Genomic DNA, 18,972 nt, shown 5'->3' with positions numbered 1-18,972 from the left:
ATAAATTGAGATAATGTATGAACAGAAAATTCATAATTGAGCCTTCACAGAATGTTGAAGGCATTGAAGACATCATTCCTGTGTCGCCGCTGTATCTTCCGGGCTTGCTGACCTTTGAGGCCGCCGCCAGGCATTTGAATTTCGCGCGCACTGCCGCAGAAATAGGCGTCACGCCGACTGCGGTATCACGCACGATCAAAAACCTGGAAGCGCAGTTGAATGTGAGGCTGTTTAATCGCACCACACGCAGTGTCAGTCTGACAGAGGCTGGTGCGTCATTGAACGCGACATTGGCGCCTGCACTTGCCGTGATCAGAAACTCACTGTCACAAGCTTTGCTTGCAACTGATCAACCGTCAGGCATGTTGCGCGTCAGTTCATCCTACGTCGCCTACCATATCTTGATCGAGCCGCACATGGCATCGTTTCTGGATCAATTCCCGCTCATCAATGTCGAGATCTCGCTCGATAATCAACTGACCGATATCGTCAGCGCCGGCTTTGATATCGGCATACGCATGGGGAGAAAATTGCAGAACGATATGATTTCCGTCCAGCTGGGCGGGTTACAAAAAAGAATCGTGGTGGCGGCACCAGATTATTTCCGGGAGCGCAGTGAACCGCATACATTGGCTGACCTGCTCAAGCACAACTGCCTGCGTCAGCGTTATTGCGTTGGTGGGAGGCTGTACGAATGGAAGTTCGAAGATCGCGGTCAGATGGTACAAATCGAAGTACAAGGGCGCTATATTTTTGACGAAATGCGCTCCGTGCTGGATGCCGCGATACACGGCCAGGGAATCGCATTCATCTTGGAAGAGTTTGCGAAGAAAGAACTAGTGGGCGGCATGCTACGACAGATCCTGAAGCAGCACTGGGCCTTGGATGACGCTTTTCATCTCTACTATCCACATCGCCAGCACATGCCGGGCAAGCTGCGTGCGTTCGTTGATTTCATGCGCGCTGCCAATCAAACGAAAATGTCTTGATTGTATGGATTCTATTGTCGTGTGACTTGTCACCATACTTTAAAAAATACCAGGTGAACTTCTTGTCCGTTGATCTGCCTTATGAAGGCGGGTCCAGCAGAATTATGTGACGTTTTGACGATAATACTGCCATTCCATCTCCGCCGTATCGACGAAGTTGATGCCCCGCCCGAACGTGTCATCGAGCTGGCTGTGCGCTTCGGCTTCGCTATTTTGCTCGCCGGAGGTCATCGTGCCCAGGCAAATCCGGCTCACTTCCAAACTGCTGCGAACCGGCTTGGCCTTTTCCATGCCGTTTCCTTAGCGGGCCTGCTTGCCGCGCAGCGCGCGCGCGCAATCCTTGATGAGGGCGGGGCCCGCGTAAATCAGGCCGCTGTACAGCTGCACCAACTGCGCGCCCGCTTCGAACTTGGCCACGGCATCGCTGCCTTGCATGATGCCGCCCACGCCGATGATGGGCAGCGCGTCGCCCAGTTCCGCTTTCAGCAAGCGGATGACATTGTTTGACAGTTCGAACACAGGCGCGCCCGACAGGCCGCCCGCTTCGGCGCCGTGCGGCATGCCTTCGACGGCGCTGCGCGAGAGGGTCGTGTTGGTGGCGATGACGCCATCGATCTGGTGGCGCGTGAGCGAGTCGGCGATGCTTTTCACCTGCTCGCCATCCATGTCCGGCGCGATTTTCAGGGCCAGCGGCACGTAGCGCTTGTGCTTGTCCGCCAGGCGTGCCTGCGCTTCCTTGAGTTGCGACAGCAGGGCGTCGAGTTCGGACGCGCCCTGCAACTGGCGCAAATTCTTCGTGTTCGGCGACGAGATGTTCACCGTCACATAGCTGGCATACGGATAGACTTTTTCCAGGCACAGCAGGTAATCGTCGGCCGCCCGCTCGATGGGCGTATCGGCATTCTTGCCGATGTTCAGGCCCAGCACGCCGGCGCGGTCCTGGTAGAACTTCGACGCCTGCACGTTGGCCACAAAGGCGTCGACGCCGCCATTATTGAAACCCATGCGGTTGATGATGCCCTGCGCCTGCGGCAGGCGGAACATGCGCGGTTTCGGATTGCCCGCCTGCGCGCGCGGCGTGACGGTACCTACTTCGATCGAGCCGAAACCCAGGTCGGCCAGCGCGTCGATGTAGGCGCCATCCTTGTCCAGGCCAGCGGCCAGGCCGACTGGGTTCGGGAAGGTGATGCCCATCACCGTGCGCGGGTCCGCCGCCGGTTTGCCGGCCAGCTTCGTCAGGCCCAGCGCGCTGGCGCGTTTCAGGGCGGGCAGGGTGAGATGGTGGGCCGCTTCGGCATCCATCGAGAACAGCAGCGGGCGGGCGAGGGAGTACAGGAATTTTTCAGACATGGGGCGCTTTGAGTAGGTGTGCGGGCTGCCGGGAAGGGCTGGCGGCGCGCGAAATAAGTGCCGTATTTTACCGTGTTCCGCGCGGCTGCCGGGTGTATAGTTCTCTTTGGTCAAATGCAACATTAATTCATTAATAATTCGCATTCGGCCGCGGACCTTCCTGTTTTTTCTCTGTTCTGTTGACTTCATAAGCGAGACATCGATTGAAAAAGACACGCATCTTGACAGCCATCGCGGCCGCCAGCGCACTGCTGCTGAGCCACCCGGCCCTGGCCCTGCCCAATACGCAAGACACCCGCATGCTGAGCGAACCGGCCGTCTCCAGCCGCCATATCGCCTTCATCTATGCGGGTGACCTGTGGCTGTCGAACCTCGATGGCGGCGGCGCGCGGCGATTGACGTCCGACCTGGGCGACAAGTCCAATCCCGTGTTTTCGCCTGACGGCAGCCTGATCGCGTATAGCGCGAATATCGACGGCAATGTTGACGTGTATGTGATCGCGGCCGCCGGCGGCGTGCCACGCCGCCTGACGTTCCACCCGGGCGTCGATCTGGCGCAGGCGTTCACGCCCGATGGCCAGTCCATCATGTTCACATCGCCCCGCGCCGCCTTCAACAACCGCTTCCAGAAGCTGTTTACGGTGCCGGTGGCGGGCGGCGTGGAAACGCAGCTGGAAATTCCCAACGCCTCGCGCGCCACCTATTCGCCCGATGGCAAGCGCATCGCCTACAACCCCCTGGCGCCCGCCTTCAAGCAGTGGAAACGCTACCGGGGCGGCACCAATTCCTGGCTGTGGCTATTCTCGTCGGCCGACAAATCCATCGAGAAGATTCCCCAGCCGACGACGCGCTCGAACGACGTCGACCCGATGTGGATAGGCGACACCGTGTACTTTCGCTCGGACCGCAACGGCGAATTCAACCTGTTTGCGTATGACGTGAAAACCAAGGCCGTGCGCCAGCTGACGCGGCATGCGGATTTCCCCGTGCTGAATGCATCGGCGGCGAACGGCACCATCGTCTACGAGCAGGCCGGCTATCTGCATGCGTTCGACATCGCCAGCGGCCAGGCGCGCAAGCTGACCATAGGCGTGGCCAGCGACCTGGGGCAGGCGCGCCCGCGCTGGGTCAAGAATGCGAAATACATCCGCGACGCGTCGATTTCGCCATCGGGCGCCCGCGTGGCCTTCGAGTACCGGGGCGAGATCGTTACCATCCCCGCCGACAAGGGCGACGTGCGCAACCTGACGCAGACGCCTGGCGCCCACGAGCGCACGCCGATCTGGTCGCCCGATGGCCGTTCGGTCGCGTATTTTTCGGACGAGTCGGGCGAATACGAATTGCATGTGCGGGCCCAGGATGGCAAGGGCGCGGTGCGCAAGTTCAAGCTCAATGGCAGCGGCTTCTATGACAATGCGGTCTGGTCGCCCGACAGCAGAAAGATCGCGTTTGCCGACAATGGCTGGAGCATGTACGTGATCGACGTTGGCACGGGCAAGGTGCAAAAAATCGCCACGGAGCCGATGTATGGCGTCGACAAGAGCATGCGCGCCTCGTGGGCACCCGATTCGCGCTGGCTGGCCTACACGCTCAATTCGCCCACCTACACGCGCAGCGCCTACATCTATTCCGTCGAGCAGAACAAGTCGATGCCCGTGACTGATGGCTTGTCCGACGTGGCCGAACCTGTATTCGACAAGAGCGGCAAATACCTGTACTTCTTCGCGTCGACGAATGCAGGCCCCAGCAACAACTGGTTCTCGCAGCAGAACGAAGACAACCTGGTGACGCGCACCGTGTGGATGGCCGTGCTGCGGCGCGATTTGCCGTCGCCCCTGATCAAGGAGAGCGACGAGGAAAAGGCCGTCAGCACGGACGCGAAAAAAGAAACGGCCAAGGCGGAAGCGGAGCCGAAGAACGAAGCAAAGATCGATCCGAAGACGGGCCGCGACGACCCGAAAGTGGCCGTGGCGCCGGTGGCGCCGATCAGCATCGATTTCGACGGCATCGCCACGCGCATCGTCGACTTGCCGCTGCCGGCCGCGCAGTTTTCCAGCCTGGCCGCCGGCGCTGCGGGACAGATCTTTTTGCTGCGCGAAAGCGATGGCAAGAAGGCCGTGCAGCGCTTCGACCTGAAGGAGCGCAAGGCGGAAACCGTGGTGGCCGAAGCCGACGATTTCGAAGTGTCCGCCGACGGCAAGAAGCTGTTGTATCGCCAGAAGGATAACTGGGCCATGGGCTCCGCCACGGGCAAGCTGCTAATGCCGGGCGAAGGCAAGATCAAGGTCGACGCCATCGAAGTAAAAGCCGATCCGCGCGCCGAGTGGACGCAGATTTTCAATGAAGTGTGGCGCATCAACCGCGATTACTTTTATGACCCGGGCATGCATGGCGTGGACTGGAAGGCCATGCGCGACAAGTACGCGGTCTTCCTGCCCGAGCTGTCCAGCCGCGCGGACCTGAACCGCCTGATTCAATGGATGTGCAGCGAACTGGCCGTGGGCCACCACCGCGGCGGTGGCGGCGACGATTTTATCGAGGCGAAGAAGGTTCCGGGGGGACTCCTGGGCGCCGACTATGAAGTGAGCGATGGCCATTACCGCTTCAAGAAAGTGTATGGCGGCTTGAACTGGAATCCCGCCCTGCGCGCGCCGCTGACGGAGCCGGGCTTGAACGTCAAGGCGGGCGAATACCTGCTGGCCGTCGACAGTCGCCCGCTGACGCCACCCACCAACTTGTACAGCGCCTTCGAGAACACGGCCGGCAAGGCCATCGACCTGACCGTGGGACCCTCGGCTGACGGCAAGGGCGCGCGCACGATCACCGTGGTGCCTGTGCCGACCGAGGATGCCTTGCGCAACCGCGACTGGATCGAAGGCAATATGCGCAAGGTTAATGCCGCGACCGGCGGCAAGGTGGCCTACGTGTACGTGCCGAATACGGCGGGCCTGGGCCACACCTACTTCAAACGCTATTTCTTCCCGCAGGCGGACAAGCAGGCCATCATCGTCGACGAGCGTTTCAATGGCGGTGGCAGCGTGGCCGATTACTACATCGAGATCCTGCAGAAGAAGGAAATCGCCTGGTGGACCATGCGCTACGGCGCCGACATGAAGACGCCGTCCGCTTCGATCCAGGGCCCGCGCGCCATGCTGATCGACGAGACGGCCGGCTCGGGCGGCGACCTGCTGCCGTGGATGTTCCGCAAAAATAACATGGGTCCGCTGATCGGCAAGGCCACGTGGGGCGGCCTGGTGGGCATCCTCGGCTTCCCCGTGCTGATGGATGGCGGCAACATCACGGCGCCGAATCTGGCGTTCTGGACGCGCGAAAACGGCTGGGGCGTGGAAAACGAAGGCGTGCCGCCCGATATCGAAGTCGAGCAAACGCCGGCCGACGTCATCGCCGGTCGCGATCCGCAGCTGGAAAAAGCGATCGAGGTGATACAGGCCGAGCTGGCGAAGAACCCGCCCGTGCTGCCCAAGCGTCCGGCGTTTCCGGACAAGAGTAAATAAAGGGGATCAAGAAGAAAAAGGGGCGAAAGCCCCTTTTTTACAGGACCACCCACTGCCCCTTGATCCGTGCTTCCAGCGGCTTGAAGTTGATTTTATAGGCCATCTTCGGACTCTGTTCGATCCAGTAGCCCAGGTAGATGTAGGGCAGCCCCAGCTCGTGCGCCTGGGCGATTTGCCACAGCACGTTGTAGGTGCCGTACGAGGCGCCGGGCACGTCCGGGTCGAAAAAAGTGTAGACGGACGACAGGCCATCGGCCAGCACGTCGATGATGCTGACCATGCGCAGGATGCCGTCGGGGTCACGGAACTCCACCAGGCGCGTGTTGACCCGGCTTTGCAGCAAAAACTGCGCGTACTGGTCGCGGCTGTCCTGGTCCATGCCGCCGCCCGCGTGGCGCGTGCTCTGGTAGCGCAGGTACAGTTCGTAGTGCTCGTCGAGGAAGGAGAGGGTGGCCACGCCCGCCTGCAGGCCGGCGTGCCGGTTCCAGGCGCGGCGCTGGTTGCGGTTCGGCGTGAATTCGCCGGCCACCACGCGCACGGGAATGCAGGCCTGGCAGCCGTCGCAATACGGGCGGTAGGTGAAAATGCCGCTGCGGCGAAAGCCGTTGCGCACCAGTTCCGAGTACACGTCGCTGTTGATCAGGTGCGAAGGCGTGGCCACCTGCGAGCGGGCCTGGCGGTCGTCCAGGTAGCTGCACGGATAGGGCGCCGTCGTGTAGAACTGCAGGGTGGCAAACGGTAGTTCGTTCAGGTGCGTCATGCTGATCCTGTCTGGTCTGTCCGCGGCGGTGTGCCTGGCGGTGTGCCTTGAGCTATCATAGCTTTTTTACGCCGGTGGCGCAGCATGCCAATCGGTGATTTGCGCTGCTTCAATGGCGATCCGTACATGGGCCAGGAAGCGCGCGCGCGAAATGGGCGCCGCGCCCAGCGAGGCCAGGTGTTTCGTTTCTTGCTGACAGTCAATCATGGCCACGCCGCGCGCCTTCAAGAAGCGCACCAGCTGCGCCAGCGCAATCTTCGAGCCATCCGAGACGCGGGCGAACATTGATTCGCCATAGAACATGCGCCCGATCGACACGCCATACGCGCCGCCCACCAGTTCACCGTCAAGCCACAGTTCCGACGAATGCGCGTAGCCCAGCTTGTGCAAGCCCGTGTAGCCGGCGATGATCTCGTCCGAAATCCAGGTGCCAGGGCCATCCTTGCGCGGCGCTGCGCAGGCGCGCATGACGGCCTCGAAATCGCCGTCGAAGCGCAGCTGCCAGCGGCCATCCGTGGCGGCGCTGCGTTCGACCTTGCGGATCGCCTTGGCCAGGCTGTCGGACACCTTGAAGTCTTCCGTCATCAGCACCATGCGCGGATCGGTGCTCCACCACAGGATGGGCTGGCCTTCGGAAAACCAGGGAAAGATGCCGCGCCGGTAAGCGTCGAGCAGGCGCGCGGGCGACAGGTCGGCGCCGGCCGCCAGCAGGCCGGGCGCCTCGTCGGTCAGGGCGCGCGAGACGTCGGGGAACGGGGTGTGGATGTCGAGCCAGGGAATCATGCGGCGTGGTGGCTTACTCTGCGTCCGCGCGCGCCATCGGGCGCGTGATGTCGCCCGTATGGACGCCGTAGCTGCCGCCTTCGCGGATTTTCACGCGGTCCGCAAAAAACAGTTCCAGGGTCGCGCGGATGGTGGGGAAGGCCAGGTCATCCCAGGGGATCTGCGCTTCCGTAAACAGCTGCACGTCGAGGCTTTCGATGCCCGGCGCGAAATCGAGGTCGCGCAAACGCGCCAGGTAGAACAGGTGCACCTGGTGCACGCGCTGCACGTTCAGCAGCGAAAACAGGGGCCCCAGTTCGATATTCGCGCCCGCTTCCTCCACCGTTTCGCGCTCGGCCGCGTCGGACGTCGTTTCATCGTTTTCCATGAAGCCGGCCGGCAAGGTCCAGTAGCCGAGGCGCGGCTCGATGGCCCGCTTGCACAGCAAGACCTGCAGCTGGCCATCTTCTTCCCACACGGGGATCGAGCCGACCACCATTTTCGGGTTCTGGTAATGGATGGCGTCGCAGTTGGCGCAGACATAGCGGGGACGGTTGTCGCCTTCCGGAATGGAGAGGCTGACAGGATGGGCGCATTCGGAGCAGAATTTCATGGGCAGGCTTAGGATAAGAGATGTCTCGTGTAACGCTTACTGTACACCGATTGCGTGCCGCGTGGCGAGCTGCGCAGGCGCGATTGGCTGGCGATCATATTGTCCGTGCATTCATTAGATTGGTCTATTACGGTTGAATTTGAGATAGCTATTGCCTAAGCCACCCGTTTGCCCTTATAATTCTTGTGCGGGGTGGAGCAGTCTGGCAGCTCGTCGGGCTCATAACCCGAAGGTCACAGGTTCAAATCCTGTCCCCGCAACCAATACCGGAAAGCCGCTGATACTTGCAAAAGATCAGCGGCTTTTTCCATTCTCAAGCCGCGCATACAGCTCTTCCAGCCGCCTGCCGCGATTAGCTCCCCGCAGTGCAGCAAACTGGTATATAATTCGCCTGCGGGGTGGAGCAGTCTGGCAGCTCGTCGGGCTCATAACCCGAAGGTCACAGGTTCAAATCCTGTCCCCGCAACCAATTCTAAGCCGCTGGTTCCTCGCAAGAGGGCCAGCGGTTTTTTCGTTGTGCGCCCCGTTTACTCCGGCGCCTGGCGCGCATACACGACCAGCCGCAGATGGCGGTCCGCATCGATGGTCAGTGTGGTGTGTTCATAGGCGACCTGTTCGCCATCGACGTCCAGGCGGCGCACGCCTGCACATGGCGCATGCACGTCGTGGCGGCGCCACCATCGCTTGAATTCGGGCGAGACTTTTTCCAGTTCCTCCACCAGCGCGTGGATGTCCGCTTCCTGCGTGGCGCGCGCGTAGTCGCGGCGAAAGCTCGACAGCATCAGCGGCGCCTGCTCTTCCCAGGCCGTGAAGCGTGCGCGCAGCAGCGGGTCGGTAAACAACAGCCACAGCAGATTGCGGCGAGAGGCGGCATGCGCGCCGAAGCCAAACAGGGTGTCGGCGCCCGCATTGAACGCCAGTACGTCCCAGCGCAGGTTGAGCACATAGGCCGGATGCGCCAGCTCGTGCATCAATCGGCGCACCGGCGGCGGCACCACGCAAAACGTCTTGCCTTCTTCGACCGGCGGACGCGCATGCGCGAGCAGGAACAGGTGGCGGCGTTCTGCCGCGTCCAGTTTCAGCACTTCGGCCAGCTTGTCGAGAAAGACGCTCGAGACGCCGATGTCGCGCCCCTGCTCCAGCCACGTGTACCAGGTCAGCCCCACGCCAGCCAGCGCCGCCACTTCTTCGCGGCGCAAGCCGGGCGTTCGCCGCCGTCCTCCACCGGGTAAACCCACGTCTTCCGGCGACAGCCGCGCGCGCCGCGCCTGCAGGTAGGCTGCCAGTTCGTGGCGGGTGCGTTGCAAGGTGCGCATGGTGCGGTCCTTCCCGTGAGGCTGTTGCTATCAGTAATAGCATAAACAGTTAAATTGTAATTGTTTATATTGTATTCCAGAATGCCTGCTTTCTTCCTGAGGGCTGGTCCATGCACGATTCTTCTCCCTGCGGCGCACCTGCTGCCTCCGCGACGGTTCTTCCCGCCACCGTCTACCTGATCGCCATTGGTGCGTTCGCGCTGGGCATGGCGTCGTACGTGACGGCGGGCTTGATGCCGATGATCGCCGGCGCGTTTTCCATCTCGCTGGCGATGGCGGCGCAACTGGTGACGGCGTTTACCCTGGCCTATGGCCTCGGCTCACCCTTGGCCGTGGCCTTGCTGCCGGCGCGCGCGCAACGCTCCGGCCTTTTGATCGCCTTGGGCGTGTTCGTGCTGGCGAATGGGGCCAGCGCGCTGGCGTCCGGTTTCGGCAGCCTGCTGACATGGCGGGCCATTGCCGGCATCGGTGCGGGCGTCTACCTGGCGCTCGGTATCGCGGCGGCGGCGGGCGTGTCGGCGCCACAGCAGCGAGGCAAGGCCATCGGCGTGATCATGGGCGGCATGGCGGGCGGCACGGTGCTGGGCGTGCCATTGAGCTTGCTGCTGGCGCAGCAGCTGGGCTGGACGGCGGCCCTGTGGCTGGTGACTCTTCTGGGCGGGCTGGCGCTGGCGGGCTTGCTGTGGAAGCTGCCCGCGCTGCCGGTAGCGCCAGCGATTTCTCTGCGCCGCAAGCTGGCCCTACTGGCCGATGGGCAGGTGCTGTCCATCCTGCTCGTGTCCTTGCTGGCGGCCGTCGCCAGCCTGGGCATGTACACGTTTATCGCGCCGCTGCTGGCCTGGTCCGCGCAGGGCGCAGCGATGTCCGCCACGCCCTTCCTGTGGGTCTGGGGCGTTGGGGGGATCGTTGGCAGCGTGCTGGTCGGGCCATGGGCGGACAAGGTGGCGGCGCCGAAGCTGAGTTGCGTCATCTTGCTGCTGCTGGCGCTGGCCTTGTGCGCGCTGCCGCTGGCGGCCACCTGGTCGGCCTGGCTGATGCTGGCGCCGATCGCGCTGTGGGGCGCGGCTGGCTGGGCCCTGCAAGTGCCGCAAAACCAGCAGTTGCTGGCCGTGCGTGCGCGGCAGGGCGACGGCAACCTGGCCATCGCCCTCAACGAATCGGCGCTCTACCTGGGCAGCGCCATTGGCGCCGCCATGGGCGGCTGTCTGCTCCTGCTCCACTGGCCGATGTGGCTGCTGGCGGCCGGCGCCGCCTTGGTCGCCACCGCAGCGTTGCTGCTGCAGTGGCCCGCCGCGTGGCGGACTTAAGCCTTTTTCGCCAGCTGCATGCCCACGGGCAGGGCGCGGATGCGCTTGCCCGTGGCGGCGAAGATGGCGTTGCACAGGGCCGGGGCGATCGGCGGCGTGGCCGGTTCGCCCACGCCGCCCAGCTCCATGTCCAGGTTGCCCGGTACCAAGTGCGTGTGGATCACGCGCGGCGCGTCGGCGGCGCGCAGCACGCTATAGTCGTGGAAATTGCTTTGCTCGACCCGGCCATTCTTGAAACTGATCTCGCCGCTCATGGCCAGCGACAGGCCCATGATGCAGGCGCCCTCGACCTGCGAGCGCACGCGGTCCGGGTTGATCTGCGGGCCGCAATCCATGGCGATGTCGACCCTCGGCACGATGACTTCGCCGGCCGCGTTGATCTCCACTTCGATCACGGCCGCCACATAGGTGACGAAACTATAGGACACGGCCAGGCCCAGCCCCCGTCCCTTGGGTAGCTTGCGGCCCCAGCCCGCCTTGGCCGTCGCCAGCTCGATCACGTGGCGCATGCGGCCGATATCGACCGGATACTTCGCCGGGTCTTCGCCATAGTTCCAGCCGTCGGACAGGTCGGCCGGGTTGATCTTGCGCGCGGGGCCCAAGAGCGCCAGCAGGTAGTCGCGGTGGTCCTTCTTGGCCGCGTGGGCCAGTTCGGCCGTGAACGACTGGATGGCAAACGCGTGCGGGATGTTCGATACGGAACGGAACCAGCCGATGCGCGTATGCGCCGGCACTTCAGGCACTTCGACGCGGATGTTCGGAATAGCAAACGGCACGTTGATGGCCGACATGCCCAGCTCGAACGGCGCCTGCTTGTTCGCTCCGGCGGCAAAGGTCGAGGTGATGGTGGGCGCGGCCGTGCGGTGCAGCCAGGCCGTCGGCATGCCTTTAGCGTCCAGCGACGCTTCCAGCCGTTCGACGGAGACCGTATGCAGGTAGTCGTGCTGCAGGTCGTCGTCGCGCGTCCACGTCAGCTTGACGGGCGCGCCATCCATGGCTTTCGACAGCAGCGCCGCCTCGACGGCGAAATCGGGCTTCGATTTGCGCCCGAAGCCGCCGCCCAGCAGGGTCACGTGCACGGTGACGTCGTCGTACGACAACCCCAGGGCCGTGGCCACGTTGCTGCGCGTCGCTTGCGGCGCCTGCACGCAGGCCCACACCTCGGCCTTGCCGTTGGCGATGCGCACGGTGGCAGCGGGCGGCTCCATGGTGGCGTGGGCCAGGTGGGGCAGATAGTATTCGGCGCTGAGCTTGCGCGCAACGGGAGCGGCCGCCAGGGTGGCCACCGTCTTGCCCTGGTCGCGCGCCGGGCTGGCCGGCTGGCGCGCGGCCGCTTCCAGGGTCTTGCGGAAGGCCTTCGAATCGTAGCTGCCGTTCGGGCCATCTTCCCATTCCAGCACCAGCGCTTCGCGGCCCTTGATGGCGGCCCAGGTGTTCTTCGCGATGACGGCCACGCCGCCCAGCGGATTGAACATGGCCGGCGGCGGGCTGCCCGCCAGTTCGACGATGCGCAGCACGCCCGGCACTTTCAGTGCCGCCGTCTTGTCCACGCTTTTCAGCTTGCCGCCGAAGACGGGCGGGCGGGCGATGACGGCATATGCCATGCCGTCGAGGCGCGTGTCGATGCCGAAGTGGGTATTGCCCGTGACGATGTCGTGCAAGTCGATGCCGCGCGTGCTGGTCTGGCCGATGTAGCGCAGCTCGTCCGCCGTTTTCAGGCTGATGCGCGCGCGTGGCGGCACCGGCAATTTGGCCGCTTCCCCGGCCAGCGCGCCGAACGACAGCGAGCGTCCGCTGGCCGCATGCACGACCGCATGGTTGACGGCTTTGACTTCCGTGACGGGCACGTCCCAGCGCACGGCGGCCGCCGTTTCCAGCATCAGACGCGCCGTGGCGCCCACGTGGCGCATGGCGCGGAACGAGTGGCGCATGCTGCGCGAACCGTCCGTGTCCTGGCTGCCGTAGCGCGCCTCGTCGGCGGGCGCCTGCTGCACGCGCACCTGCGCCCAGTCGGCGCCCAGTTCGTCGGCCGCCACCATGGGCAGGCTGGTGCGGATGCCCTGGCCCATTTCGGAGCGGTGCACCACGATGGTGACGATGCCGTCGGCGGCCACCGACAGGAACACCAGCGTGTCGTCGACCACGCCGCCAGCCATCTTGTCGCCGCCGTACTTGACGGCTTCAGCCGCCATCACGAGGCCGGAAGGACCGGCCACCAAAGTCAAACCGGCCAGCGCGCCGGCCGCCTTGAGCCAGTTGCGCCGCGCGGATGAATGTAAAGTCGGAGTGTCATGGATGCTCATTTGGCCGCTCCTTTTGCGTTGATGCTGGTGGCGGCCTGCTTGATGGCCGCGTGGATGCGCGTATAGGTGCCGCAGCGGCAGATATTGCCGCTCATCGCCTCGCGGATTTGCTGGTCGTTCGGTTTGGGTGTCTTGTGCAGCAGGGCCGTGGCCGACATGATCTGCCCGGCCTGACAGTAGCCGCATTGGGGCACGCCGTGCTCCTGCCACGCCTGCTGCAGCGCCAGGCCGACCTTGTCTTCGCCCACGGCTTCGATGGTGGTGATCTTCTTGCCCGCGGCGGCCGACATCGGCGTCACGCAGGAGCGGATGGCTTCGCCGTCGAGGTGCACGGTGCAGGCGCCGCACAAGGCCATGCCGCAGCCGAATTTGGTGCCGGTCATGCCCAGTTCGTCGCGCAAGGCCCACAGCAGGGGCGTGTCTTCAGGCAGGGCAAGGTCGTGCTGTTTGCCATTAATGGTCAGGGTCGTCATGTGTATTCCTCTGTGGGGGATAGTGCGGGGACGCGCGACGGCCATCCGCCAAACGGATTAGCTCATCAGCATGGGATGGTAGCACCAGCCGCCATGCGCTGCAGGGCGTGGGGCCTGGTGGCATACTGCGGCTTCTGATATGGGAGTTTTCTATGGCACACCTCACACCGGCGCAAGGCTTGCCGGACATCCTCGCTCCAGGCTTGCGGGTGGTTTTTTGCGGCCTCAATCCCGGCGTGGACGCGGCAGAGGCCGGCCACCATTTTCTCGGCCGCGGCAACCGCTTCTGGCCCGTGCTGCACCTGGCCGGCTTCACGCCGCATCTGGTGGCGCCGCAAGACGATGCCAGCGTGCTCGATTTCGGACTGGGGCTGACGGCGGCCGTCGGGCGCCCGACCAGCCGCGCGGACCAGGTGGGGGCGGACGAATTCGCGCAGGCGGCGGCGGGCCTGCAACATAAACTGGCATCGATGCGGCCGCAGTGGATCGCCTTCCTGGGCAAGGCCGCCTACGCGGCGATGACGGGTAATCGCCAGCTGGAGTGGGGCGAACAGTCAGAGTGCTTCGGCGGCGCGCGTGTGTGGATCTTGCCCAATCCGAGTGGCCTCAATCGCGGCTATTCGAAGGAGCGGCTGGTCGACGCGTATGCGGAACTCCAACGCGCGCTGGGCTGACGTCCAGTGCCACCGCGCGCAACAGCGGCGTGACGAAATCGAGGAAGGCGCGCAATTTCAAGGGCAGCGGCGCTTGTCCCTTGTGCAGCAGGCTGACGGGCAAGGGCGCCGCTTCGAACGGTGCGAGCACGATGCGCAGCCTGTCGCCGCGCAGCGCGTCCATGACCTGGTACGACAGCACGCGGATCACGCCCGCGTCCAGGGTGGCGGCGGCGATTGCCGCGTCCACCGTATTGACGGCCAGGCGCGAGTGCACGGGCACGGACTGCGCAGCCTTGCCCGTGCCGAAAACCCAGGCGCGCCGCGATTCCAGCACTTCGAAACTGATGCAGGCATGCGCGGCCAGGTCGCCCGGCGCAGTTGGCGTGCCATGCGCGGCCAGGTAGCCGGGGCTGGCGCAGACGACCCGGCGCACCGTGCCGACCCGCGTCGCCACGAAGCTGCTGTCGGGCAGGTCGCCGATGCGCACGGCCACGTCAACCTGCTCGTCCATCAGGTGCAGCACGCGGTCCGTCAGTACCAGCTTGATCTCGATGTCCGGATAGCGGGCAAGGAACGCCGCCACCACGGGCACGATGTGCAGGCGTCCGAACATGACGGGCGCCGTGATCGTCAGTTCGCCTTTCGGCGCCGCATATTCTCCCGTCGCCATACGCTCCGCTTCGCCGATCTCTTCGAGGATGCGGCGGCACGCGGCCACGTAGGAGTGGCCGGCCTCCGTCAGCGACAGCTGGCGCGTCGTGCGGTGCAGCAGGCGCGTGTTGAGGTGCGCTTCCAGCGCCGCCACCTTGCGGCTGACGGTGGCCAGCGGCATGCCGAGATGGCGCGCGGCGGCAGACAGGCTGCCCGCGTCCACCACGGCCAGCAAGATGGTCATGGATTCCAGCCTATCCATGGCGTGTTCTCATGTGAGCCTATCGAATTTTGGAAGGATGATTCTCAATTTTATGGGATTCTCTTTGCTGGTGCAAGTACGTAAGCTGGTCTCCTTCGCTGCGGCACGTCGCTGCGGTAATTTAAAAGGAGAGCGCCATGCGCCCCACGCCCATTCCCCCGCCCGATGCACACACCGTGGCGTCCGCGCCGCGCGGCAAGATCCTCATGATGGCGGTGATCGCCGGCGCGGTCATCACCAACATCTATTGCACGCAGCCTATCCTGCCCCTGATCCAGTCCGGCCTCGGTGTCGACCTGGCGTCCGTCAACCTGGTCGCCGGCGCGGCCCTGCTGGGCTTTGCCACGGGGCTGGCGCTGCTGCTGCCGCTGGGCGACCGCGTCGACCGGCGCACCCTGGTGCTGGGGCAGATCGTGCTGGCCTTCGTTTGCGCCTTGGCGGCGGCGCTGGCGCCTGGCATCTGGCCGCTGATCGGGGCATCGTTTGGCCTGGGCATCGTCAGCTGCGTGCCGCAGCAACTGGTGCCGCTCGCCGCGAGCATGTCGCCGCCCGCTGAGCGCGGCCGCTCCGTCGGGACGGTGGTCAGCGGCATCATGGTGGGCATCCTGCTGGGGCGTACGGTGGCCGGCGTGGTGGGCGAGGCCTGGGGCTGGCGCGCCGTGTACGCGATGGAAGCGGCCTTCATGGTGCCCGTGTGGATCGCGGCGGCTGCCTTGCTGCCATGCGGGAAACCGGGTAGCCAGCTTTCCTACCTTGGCTTGCTGGCGTCGTTGTGGCCATTGGCGCGCGACCATCGTCCCCTGCGCGAATCGATGCTGATCCAGGCGCTGTTGTGGGCGTGCTTCAATGCGTTCTGGGTCAACCTGGCGTCGCTGCTGGCCAACGGCCCGTGGCACCTGGGCAGCGCCTGGGCCGGCGCCTTCGGCATCATCGGCGCGGCCGGCGCACTGGCCGCCACCGTGGGCGGCAGGGCCACCGACAGACTCGGTTCGCGCACGGTCATTGGCCTGAGCATCGCCATCGTGACGCTGGCCTACCTGCTGCTGGCGGGCGCCGCCTCGTCGCTGCTCTTGCTGGTGATCGGCGTCATCGTGCTCGATATCGGCGTGCAGGCCGCCCTGGTAGCCAACCAGACACGCGCCTTTGCCGTCGATCCGGCCGCCCAGGGCCGCATCAACAGCCTGTACATGACGGCCACCTTCATCGGCGGCGCCGCCGGCGTGGCGGTGAGCGGCTGGCTGATGCAGCGTTTCGGCTGGACGGGCGTGGCGGTGTTTGGCGTCGGACTGGGCATGCTGGCTGGCGTAATCCACGTGGCCGGATCACGCGCACGGCAGCGGGCAACAAGCGCCACTTAGCGTGGCTGCTCCAGCTGCGCGTACACGGCGTCGGCGATGTTGCCCAGCTCCTGCTTGGGCAGGCTCGCCGAGAGGGCATAACCGAGCTGGCCGTCGATCCAGTAAAACACGCTCAATTCCTTTTCTTGCGTGTAGCGGAACGCCGTTTCCTGCCTGCCGGCCCGCTCCTTGGCCACGTACAGGGTCAGGCGCTTGCCACCGCCATCTTCATACATGAATTGCGCCACGGGGCCGTCGCCATCGCCGGGCAGCAGGCGTCCGCCGATCAGGTGATAACCGAGCGGCGACAGCGCGGGCGGCTGCAATTTCGTGCCCAGGCGTTTCGACAGCCATTGCACCAGGTGCGCCTCCTGTTCCACTCCCACCTCGACGGGGTGGCGCACTTCGGGCGTGTAGACGGCGTGGGCGATGGCGGCGCTGCGCGCCAGGGAGAGCGGGCTGGCGCTGGCGGTCCGCATGTCGCCGCCATCGCCGCGCAGCAGCCAGCCGCCCGCGCCGCCGGCGATCACCAGCACGACGGCCGCTGCCGCCTGCATGGCGTGGCGCCGCCAGGCGCCGTTCGCCGCCGGTGGCGATGCCGATTGCAGCAGGGCCGGCGGCACGGCTTCGTCCAGCACGGGATCGAACAGGGTGCGCAATTGCCGGTTCTGTTCACGCCAGGCGTCGACCCGGGCGGCATCGTCGGGATGCGCGCGCAGGTGGGCGTCGATGGCCGCGCGCTGTTCCTCGGGCAGGACGCCGTCGGCCAGGGCGTGCAATTGCGCTTCGCTGATGGCTTGCGTTGTCATTTCACGACTTTCAGGGTGGGGGCGCCATGGCTGCCGGCGGGGCGGCCGTCGAGCAATTCGCGCAGCCTGTCGCGCCCGCGCGACAAGCGCGACATGACGGTGCCGACGGGGATGGCCAGGGTGGCAGCCACCTGTTCGTAGGGCATCTGTTCCAGCGCGACGAGCAGGATCACTTCGCGTTGCCCCAGCGGCAAGCGGGCCAGCGCCGCATCCATTTCGCCGATGGCGATGGATTGCCCCGGCGCGCGCTCGGGCGCGGGCAGCAGGGCGTCATCGTCGAGTTCCTGCAGCGCCAGGCCGGGGCGGCGCAACTGGTCCACGTGCAGGTTGTGCATGATGGAAAACAGCCAGGGCCGCATCTCGCCGCTGCGCTGGTCGAGCTTGCGCCATGCCCGCTCCACGGTGTCCTGCACCAGATCGTCCGCGTGCAGGGCGCCCGCCAGCGCGCGCGCATAGCGGCGCAGGCCGGGCAGGCACGCTTGCAGCTGGCGGCTGTCCTCTTGCGTGGTCATCGTGGCGGCGGGGAGGGCTGCTTACGGCTTGACGACGTGCCACACGTTCTTGAAATTGTCGCCGGCCACGTCGCCCGGTTTCTTGTCTTCCTTGTACAGGTACAGTGGCTTGCCCTTGTAGGTCAGCTGCATGGCGCCGTTGTCTTCGCGCTTGATGCTGCCGTACGGGGCTGCGGGCGCCGCGTCGGTGGCGATGACGGCGGGCCAGGCCACCAGGCAGCCGCCGCTGCAGGCGCTCTTGCCGCTGTCGGCGACGTCCTTGTCGAACACGTACACGGTCATGCCGCTGGCATTGACCAGCATGCCGTTGGCGGGCATGACGTCGGCGGCGAAGGCCAACGGGGCGGACAAGGCGGTGAACAGGGCGGTGGCGGCAAAAGTGGTAAAGCGCATGATGGTCTCCTTGAGGTTTTGAGGGCTTGCAAGGGATAGACGCATGCCACCCGCCGTTTATTCCGCCGCTGGCGGATTATTTTTGGGATGCAGGCTGGCCCACAGGTGGGCGGCCGCCATGGTGCGGTGCGGCGCGTATTGGCGCAGCCACTGTTCCGTGCGCGCCATGTCAGGTTTCGTTTCTTCGCCGAGCAGCTTTTGCAGGGCGGCGCGGATGGCCACGTCGCCGTGCAGCGAGCAGTCGGCATAGCCGTAGCCGCGCAGCAGCGCATAGTTGACGGTCCACGGTCCGATGCCCTTCACGGCCAGCAGCGCCTGCGACATGGCCGCCACGTCGCCGGAGGGCGGCAGCTCCAGCGACAATTCTCTCTCATCGATGAGGCCCGCCAGGCGCAGCACGGTTTCCGCCTTGGCGCGCGAGAATTTGCGGCTGGTCAGCTCTTCCACCGACAGCCGGGCCACGTCGCGCGCTTCGGGATAGCACCACAAGCCGCTGCCGTGCCGGCGTCCCGCCTGCAAGATGAAGGTGCGGCGCAGGGAAATGGCGAACGGCAGGTTGATCTGCTGGCCGATGATGGCCCAGGTCAGCGCCTCGAAGGGGCTGGCCGACTGCACGATGCGCAAGCCCGGGTTGGCGCGGACCAGAGGCGCCAGCAGCGGGTCGCCGGCCGCCAGTTGCGCGAACGGCTGCGGGTCGATGCGCAGGCCGAGGATGTTCAGCAGGGCGCCGTGCAGCGGCGTTTGAAGGTCGGCATCGCCATCGATGTCTGCCTGGCAGATAGCGGCATCGTCCGTGAAGGCGACATCCAGCACGACTGGCACGCCTTGCATCAGGATGCCCTTGCGCAGGCCCATCGGCGTGACTTGTTCGGCCACGGCTTCTCCGTCGCGGCTGTGGAAGGCGATGACATCGTCGCGGCGGTAGCCGGCGGGCAGGGGGAGGGTCCAGTGCAGCAGGGTCATG

17 protein-coding genes, 2 tRNA genes and 1 pseudogene are annotated in these 18,972 nt (G+C 64.9%); 7 read left to right on the top strand and 13 right to left on the bottom strand.

Annotated features, from left to right (window positions below):
- Nucleotides 1-17 precede the first annotated feature (17 nt).
- On the top strand, nucleotides 18-989 hold the full coding sequence (locus tag GYK42_RS19920) for a LysR family transcriptional regulator (RefSeq protein WP_166448899.1): 972 nt from the start codon (nucleotides 18-20) through the stop codon (nucleotides 987-989).
- Nucleotides 990-1,124: 135 nt separating this feature from the next.
- Here GYK42_RS19920 and GYK42_RS19915 read toward each other — a convergent pair.
- Nucleotides 1,125-1,280, bottom strand: a pseudogene (locus GYK42_RS19915) (aldo/keto reductase); the annotation flags it as partial.
- Nucleotides 1,281-1,289: 9 nt separating this feature from the next.
- Nucleotides 1,290-2,339, bottom strand: a complete 1,050-nt coding sequence (locus GYK42_RS19910; protein ID WP_166448897.1) for a quinone-dependent dihydroorotate dehydrogenase — start codon at nucleotides 2,337-2,339, stop codon at nucleotides 1,290-1,292.
- A gap of 221 nt (nucleotides 2,340-2,560) precedes the next feature.
- On the opposite strand from GYK42_RS19910, the gene GYK42_RS19905 reads away from it, so the two are divergent.
- Nucleotides 2,561-5,854: a S41 family peptidase gene (locus GYK42_RS19905; RefSeq protein ID WP_240943674.1), complete on the top strand. Its 3,294-nt coding sequence runs from the start codon at nucleotides 2,561-2,563 to the stop codon at nucleotides 5,852-5,854.
- A gap of 37 nt (nucleotides 5,855-5,891) precedes the next feature.
- Here the strand turns inward: GYK42_RS19905 and GYK42_RS19900 are convergent, their stop codons facing one another.
- The 3 genes from GYK42_RS19900 to GYK42_RS19890 form a co-directional block, all read right to left on the bottom strand.
- Entirely contained in the window at nucleotides 5,892-6,614 is a 723-nt protein-coding gene (locus GYK42_RS19900; RefSeq protein ID WP_166448895.1) for an arginyltransferase, read from the bottom strand.
- A gap of 66 nt (nucleotides 6,615-6,680) precedes the next feature.
- On the bottom strand, nucleotides 6,681-7,397 hold the full coding sequence (gene aat, locus GYK42_RS19895; RefSeq protein WP_166448894.1) for a leucyl/phenylalanyl-tRNA--protein transferase: 717 nt from the start codon (nucleotides 7,395-7,397) through the stop codon (nucleotides 6,681-6,683).
- A gap of 13 nt (nucleotides 7,398-7,410) precedes the next feature.
- Nucleotides 7,411-7,989 carry an NUDIX hydrolase gene (locus GYK42_RS19890; protein ID WP_034747557.1) on the bottom strand — a complete coding sequence of 193 codons (579 nt, stop codon included), beginning with the start codon at nucleotides 7,987-7,989 and terminating at the stop codon, nucleotides 7,411-7,413.
- Nucleotides 7,990-8,175: 186 nt separating this feature from the next.
- Between GYK42_RS19890 and GYK42_RS19885 the strand changes: the two genes are divergently transcribed.
- Both GYK42_RS19885 and GYK42_RS19880 read left to right on the top strand, forming a co-directional pair.
- A tRNA-Met gene (locus GYK42_RS19885) sits at nucleotides 8,176-8,252 on the top strand.
- A gap of 129 nt (nucleotides 8,253-8,381) precedes the next feature.
- Nucleotides 8,382-8,458: transfer RNA gene (locus GYK42_RS19880), tRNA-Met, on the top strand.
- A gap of 58 nt (nucleotides 8,459-8,516) precedes the next feature.
- Here GYK42_RS19880 and GYK42_RS19875 read toward each other — a convergent pair.
- Nucleotides 8,517-9,305, bottom strand: coding sequence for a helix-turn-helix transcriptional regulator (locus GYK42_RS19875; protein ID WP_166448893.1), 789 nt, complete (start codon nucleotides 9,303-9,305; stop codon nucleotides 8,517-8,519).
- Between the two features lie 110 nt (nucleotides 9,306-9,415).
- Between GYK42_RS19875 and GYK42_RS19870 the strand changes: the two genes are divergently transcribed.
- Nucleotides 9,416-10,612: an MFS transporter gene (locus tag GYK42_RS19870; protein ID WP_166448892.1), complete on the top strand. Its 1,197-nt coding sequence runs from the start codon at nucleotides 9,416-9,418 to the stop codon at nucleotides 10,610-10,612.
- Here GYK42_RS19870 and GYK42_RS19865 read toward each other — a convergent pair.
- Both GYK42_RS19865 and GYK42_RS19860 read right to left on the bottom strand, forming a co-directional pair.
- Nucleotides 10,609-12,915 (bottom strand): xanthine dehydrogenase family protein molybdopterin-binding subunit, encoded by a 2,307-nt coding sequence (locus GYK42_RS19865; RefSeq protein WP_166448891.1) that lies wholly within the window; start codon nucleotides 12,913-12,915, stop codon nucleotides 10,609-10,611. The two genes, GYK42_RS19870 and GYK42_RS19865, sit on opposite strands and share 4 nt — an antisense overlap.
- On the bottom strand, nucleotides 12,912-13,388 hold the full coding sequence (locus GYK42_RS19860) for a (2Fe-2S)-binding protein (protein ID WP_046685979.1): 477 nt from the start codon (nucleotides 13,386-13,388) through the stop codon (nucleotides 12,912-12,914). The genes GYK42_RS19865 and GYK42_RS19860 overlap by 4 nt, the downstream gene beginning before the upstream one ends.
- A gap of 152 nt (nucleotides 13,389-13,540) precedes the next feature.
- On the opposite strand from GYK42_RS19860, the gene mug reads away from it, so the two are divergent.
- Complete coding sequence (gene mug, locus GYK42_RS19855) at nucleotides 13,541-14,062, top strand: G/U mismatch-specific DNA glycosylase (protein WP_166448890.1); 522 nt, start codon at nucleotides 13,541-13,543, stop codon at nucleotides 14,060-14,062.
- Here mug and GYK42_RS19850 read toward each other — a convergent pair.
- The gene (locus tag GYK42_RS19850; RefSeq protein ID WP_166448889.1) at nucleotides 13,995-14,957 is read right to left on the bottom strand and encodes a LysR family transcriptional regulator; all 963 of its coding nucleotides are present in this window, start codon (nucleotides 14,955-14,957) and stop codon (nucleotides 13,995-13,997) included. The two genes, mug and GYK42_RS19850, sit on opposite strands and share 68 nt — an antisense overlap.
- 137 nt (nucleotides 14,958-15,094) lie before the next feature.
- Between GYK42_RS19850 and GYK42_RS19845 the strand changes: the two genes are divergently transcribed.
- Nucleotides 15,095-16,315 (top strand): MFS transporter, encoded by a 1,221-nt coding sequence (locus GYK42_RS19845; RefSeq protein ID WP_166448888.1) that lies wholly within the window; start codon nucleotides 15,095-15,097, stop codon nucleotides 16,313-16,315.
- Here GYK42_RS19845 and GYK42_RS19840 read toward each other — a convergent pair.
- Genes GYK42_RS19840 through GYK42_RS19825 form a run of 4 tightly spaced genes read right to left on the bottom strand, consistent with a single transcriptional unit; the run spans nucleotide 16,312 to nucleotide 18,971 of the window.
- A complete protein-coding gene (locus GYK42_RS19840) occupies nucleotides 16,312-17,103 on the bottom strand; it encodes an anti-sigma factor family protein (protein ID WP_166448887.1) in 792 nt (263 codons plus the stop codon). The two genes, GYK42_RS19845 and GYK42_RS19840, sit on opposite strands and share 4 nt — an antisense overlap.
- Nucleotides 17,100-17,615, bottom strand: coding sequence for an RNA polymerase sigma factor (locus GYK42_RS19835; protein ID WP_166448886.1), 516 nt, complete (start codon nucleotides 17,613-17,615; stop codon nucleotides 17,100-17,102). The genes GYK42_RS19840 and GYK42_RS19835 overlap by 4 nt, the downstream gene beginning before the upstream one ends.
- Before the next feature lie 21 nt (nucleotides 17,616-17,636).
- Entirely contained in the window at nucleotides 17,637-18,008 is a 372-nt protein-coding gene (locus GYK42_RS19830; RefSeq protein WP_070289095.1) for a COG4315 family predicted lipoprotein, read from the bottom strand.
- A gap of 57 nt (nucleotides 18,009-18,065) precedes the next feature.
- Nucleotides 18,066-18,971 carry a DNA-3-methyladenine glycosylase family protein gene (locus GYK42_RS19825; RefSeq protein ID WP_166448885.1) on the bottom strand — a complete coding sequence of 302 codons (906 nt, stop codon included), beginning with the start codon at nucleotides 18,969-18,971 and terminating at the stop codon, nucleotides 18,066-18,068.
- Nucleotide 18,972: the final 1 nt, after the last annotated feature.

The sequence above is a fragment of the Janthinobacterium lividum genome (assembly GCF_011601275.1).
GTDB lineage: Bacteria > Pseudomonadota > Gammaproteobacteria > Burkholderiales > Burkholderiaceae_D > Janthinobacterium > Janthinobacterium lividum_E.
The sequence above is the reverse complement of the archived record's forward strand: the minus strand, read 5'-3'. Positions and strand labels throughout refer to the sequence as shown.

Excerpts from the sequence above, each read along its gene's own strand:
- GYK42_RS19870 (WP_166448892.1), top strand. The coding sequence starts at position 9,416 with ATGCACGATTCTTCTCCCTGCGGCGCACCTGCTGCCTCCGCGACGGTT.
- GYK42_RS19850 (WP_166448889.1), bottom strand. The coding sequence starts at position 14,957 with ATGGATAGGCTGGAATCCATGACCATCTTGCTGGCCGTGGTGGACGCG.
- GYK42_RS19825 (WP_166448885.1), bottom strand. The coding sequence starts at position 18,971 with ATGACCCTGCTGCACTGGACCCTCCCCCTGCCCGCCGGCTACCGCCGC.
- GYK42_RS19865 (WP_166448891.1), bottom strand. The coding sequence starts at position 12,915 with ATGAGCATCCATGACACTCCGACTTTACATTCATCCGCGCGGCGCAAC.
- GYK42_RS19875 (WP_166448893.1), bottom strand. The coding sequence starts at position 9,305 with ATGCGCACCTTGCAACGCACCCGCCACGAACTGGCAGCCTACCTGCAG.
- GYK42_RS19845 (WP_166448888.1), top strand. The coding sequence starts at position 15,095 with ATGCGCCCCACGCCCATTCCCCCGCCCGATGCACACACCGTGGCGTCC.
- GYK42_RS19890 (WP_034747557.1), bottom strand. The coding sequence starts at position 7,989 with ATGAAATTCTGCTCCGAATGCGCCCATCCTGTCAGCCTCTCCATTCCG.
- GYK42_RS19910 (WP_166448897.1), bottom strand. The coding sequence starts at position 2,339 with ATGTCTGAAAAATTCCTGTACTCCCTCGCCCGCCCGCTGCTGTTCTCG.
- GYK42_RS19840 (WP_166448887.1), bottom strand. The coding sequence starts at position 17,103 with ATGACAACGCAAGCCATCAGCGAAGCGCAATTGCACGCCCTGGCCGAC.
- GYK42_RS19860 (WP_046685979.1), bottom strand. The coding sequence starts at position 13,388 with ATGACGACCCTGACCATTAATGGCAAACAGCACGACCTTGCCCTGCCT.
- GYK42_RS19900 (WP_166448895.1), bottom strand. The coding sequence starts at position 6,614 with ATGACGCACCTGAACGAACTACCGTTTGCCACCCTGCAGTTCTACACG.
- aat (WP_166448894.1), bottom strand. The coding sequence starts at position 7,397 with ATGATTCCCTGGCTCGACATCCACACCCCGTTCCCCGACGTCTCGCGC.
- GYK42_RS19830 (WP_070289095.1), bottom strand. The coding sequence starts at position 18,008 with ATGCGCTTTACCACTTTTGCCGCCACCGCCCTGTTCACCGCCTTGTCC.
- GYK42_RS19835 (WP_166448886.1), bottom strand. The coding sequence starts at position 17,615 with ATGACCACGCAAGAGGACAGCCGCCAGCTGCAAGCGTGCCTGCCCGGC.
- GYK42_RS19920 (WP_166448899.1), top strand. The coding sequence starts at position 18 with ATGAACAGAAAATTCATAATTGAGCCTTCACAGAATGTTGAAGGCATT.
- mug (WP_166448890.1), top strand. The coding sequence starts at position 13,541 with ATGGCACACCTCACACCGGCGCAAGGCTTGCCGGACATCCTCGCTCCA.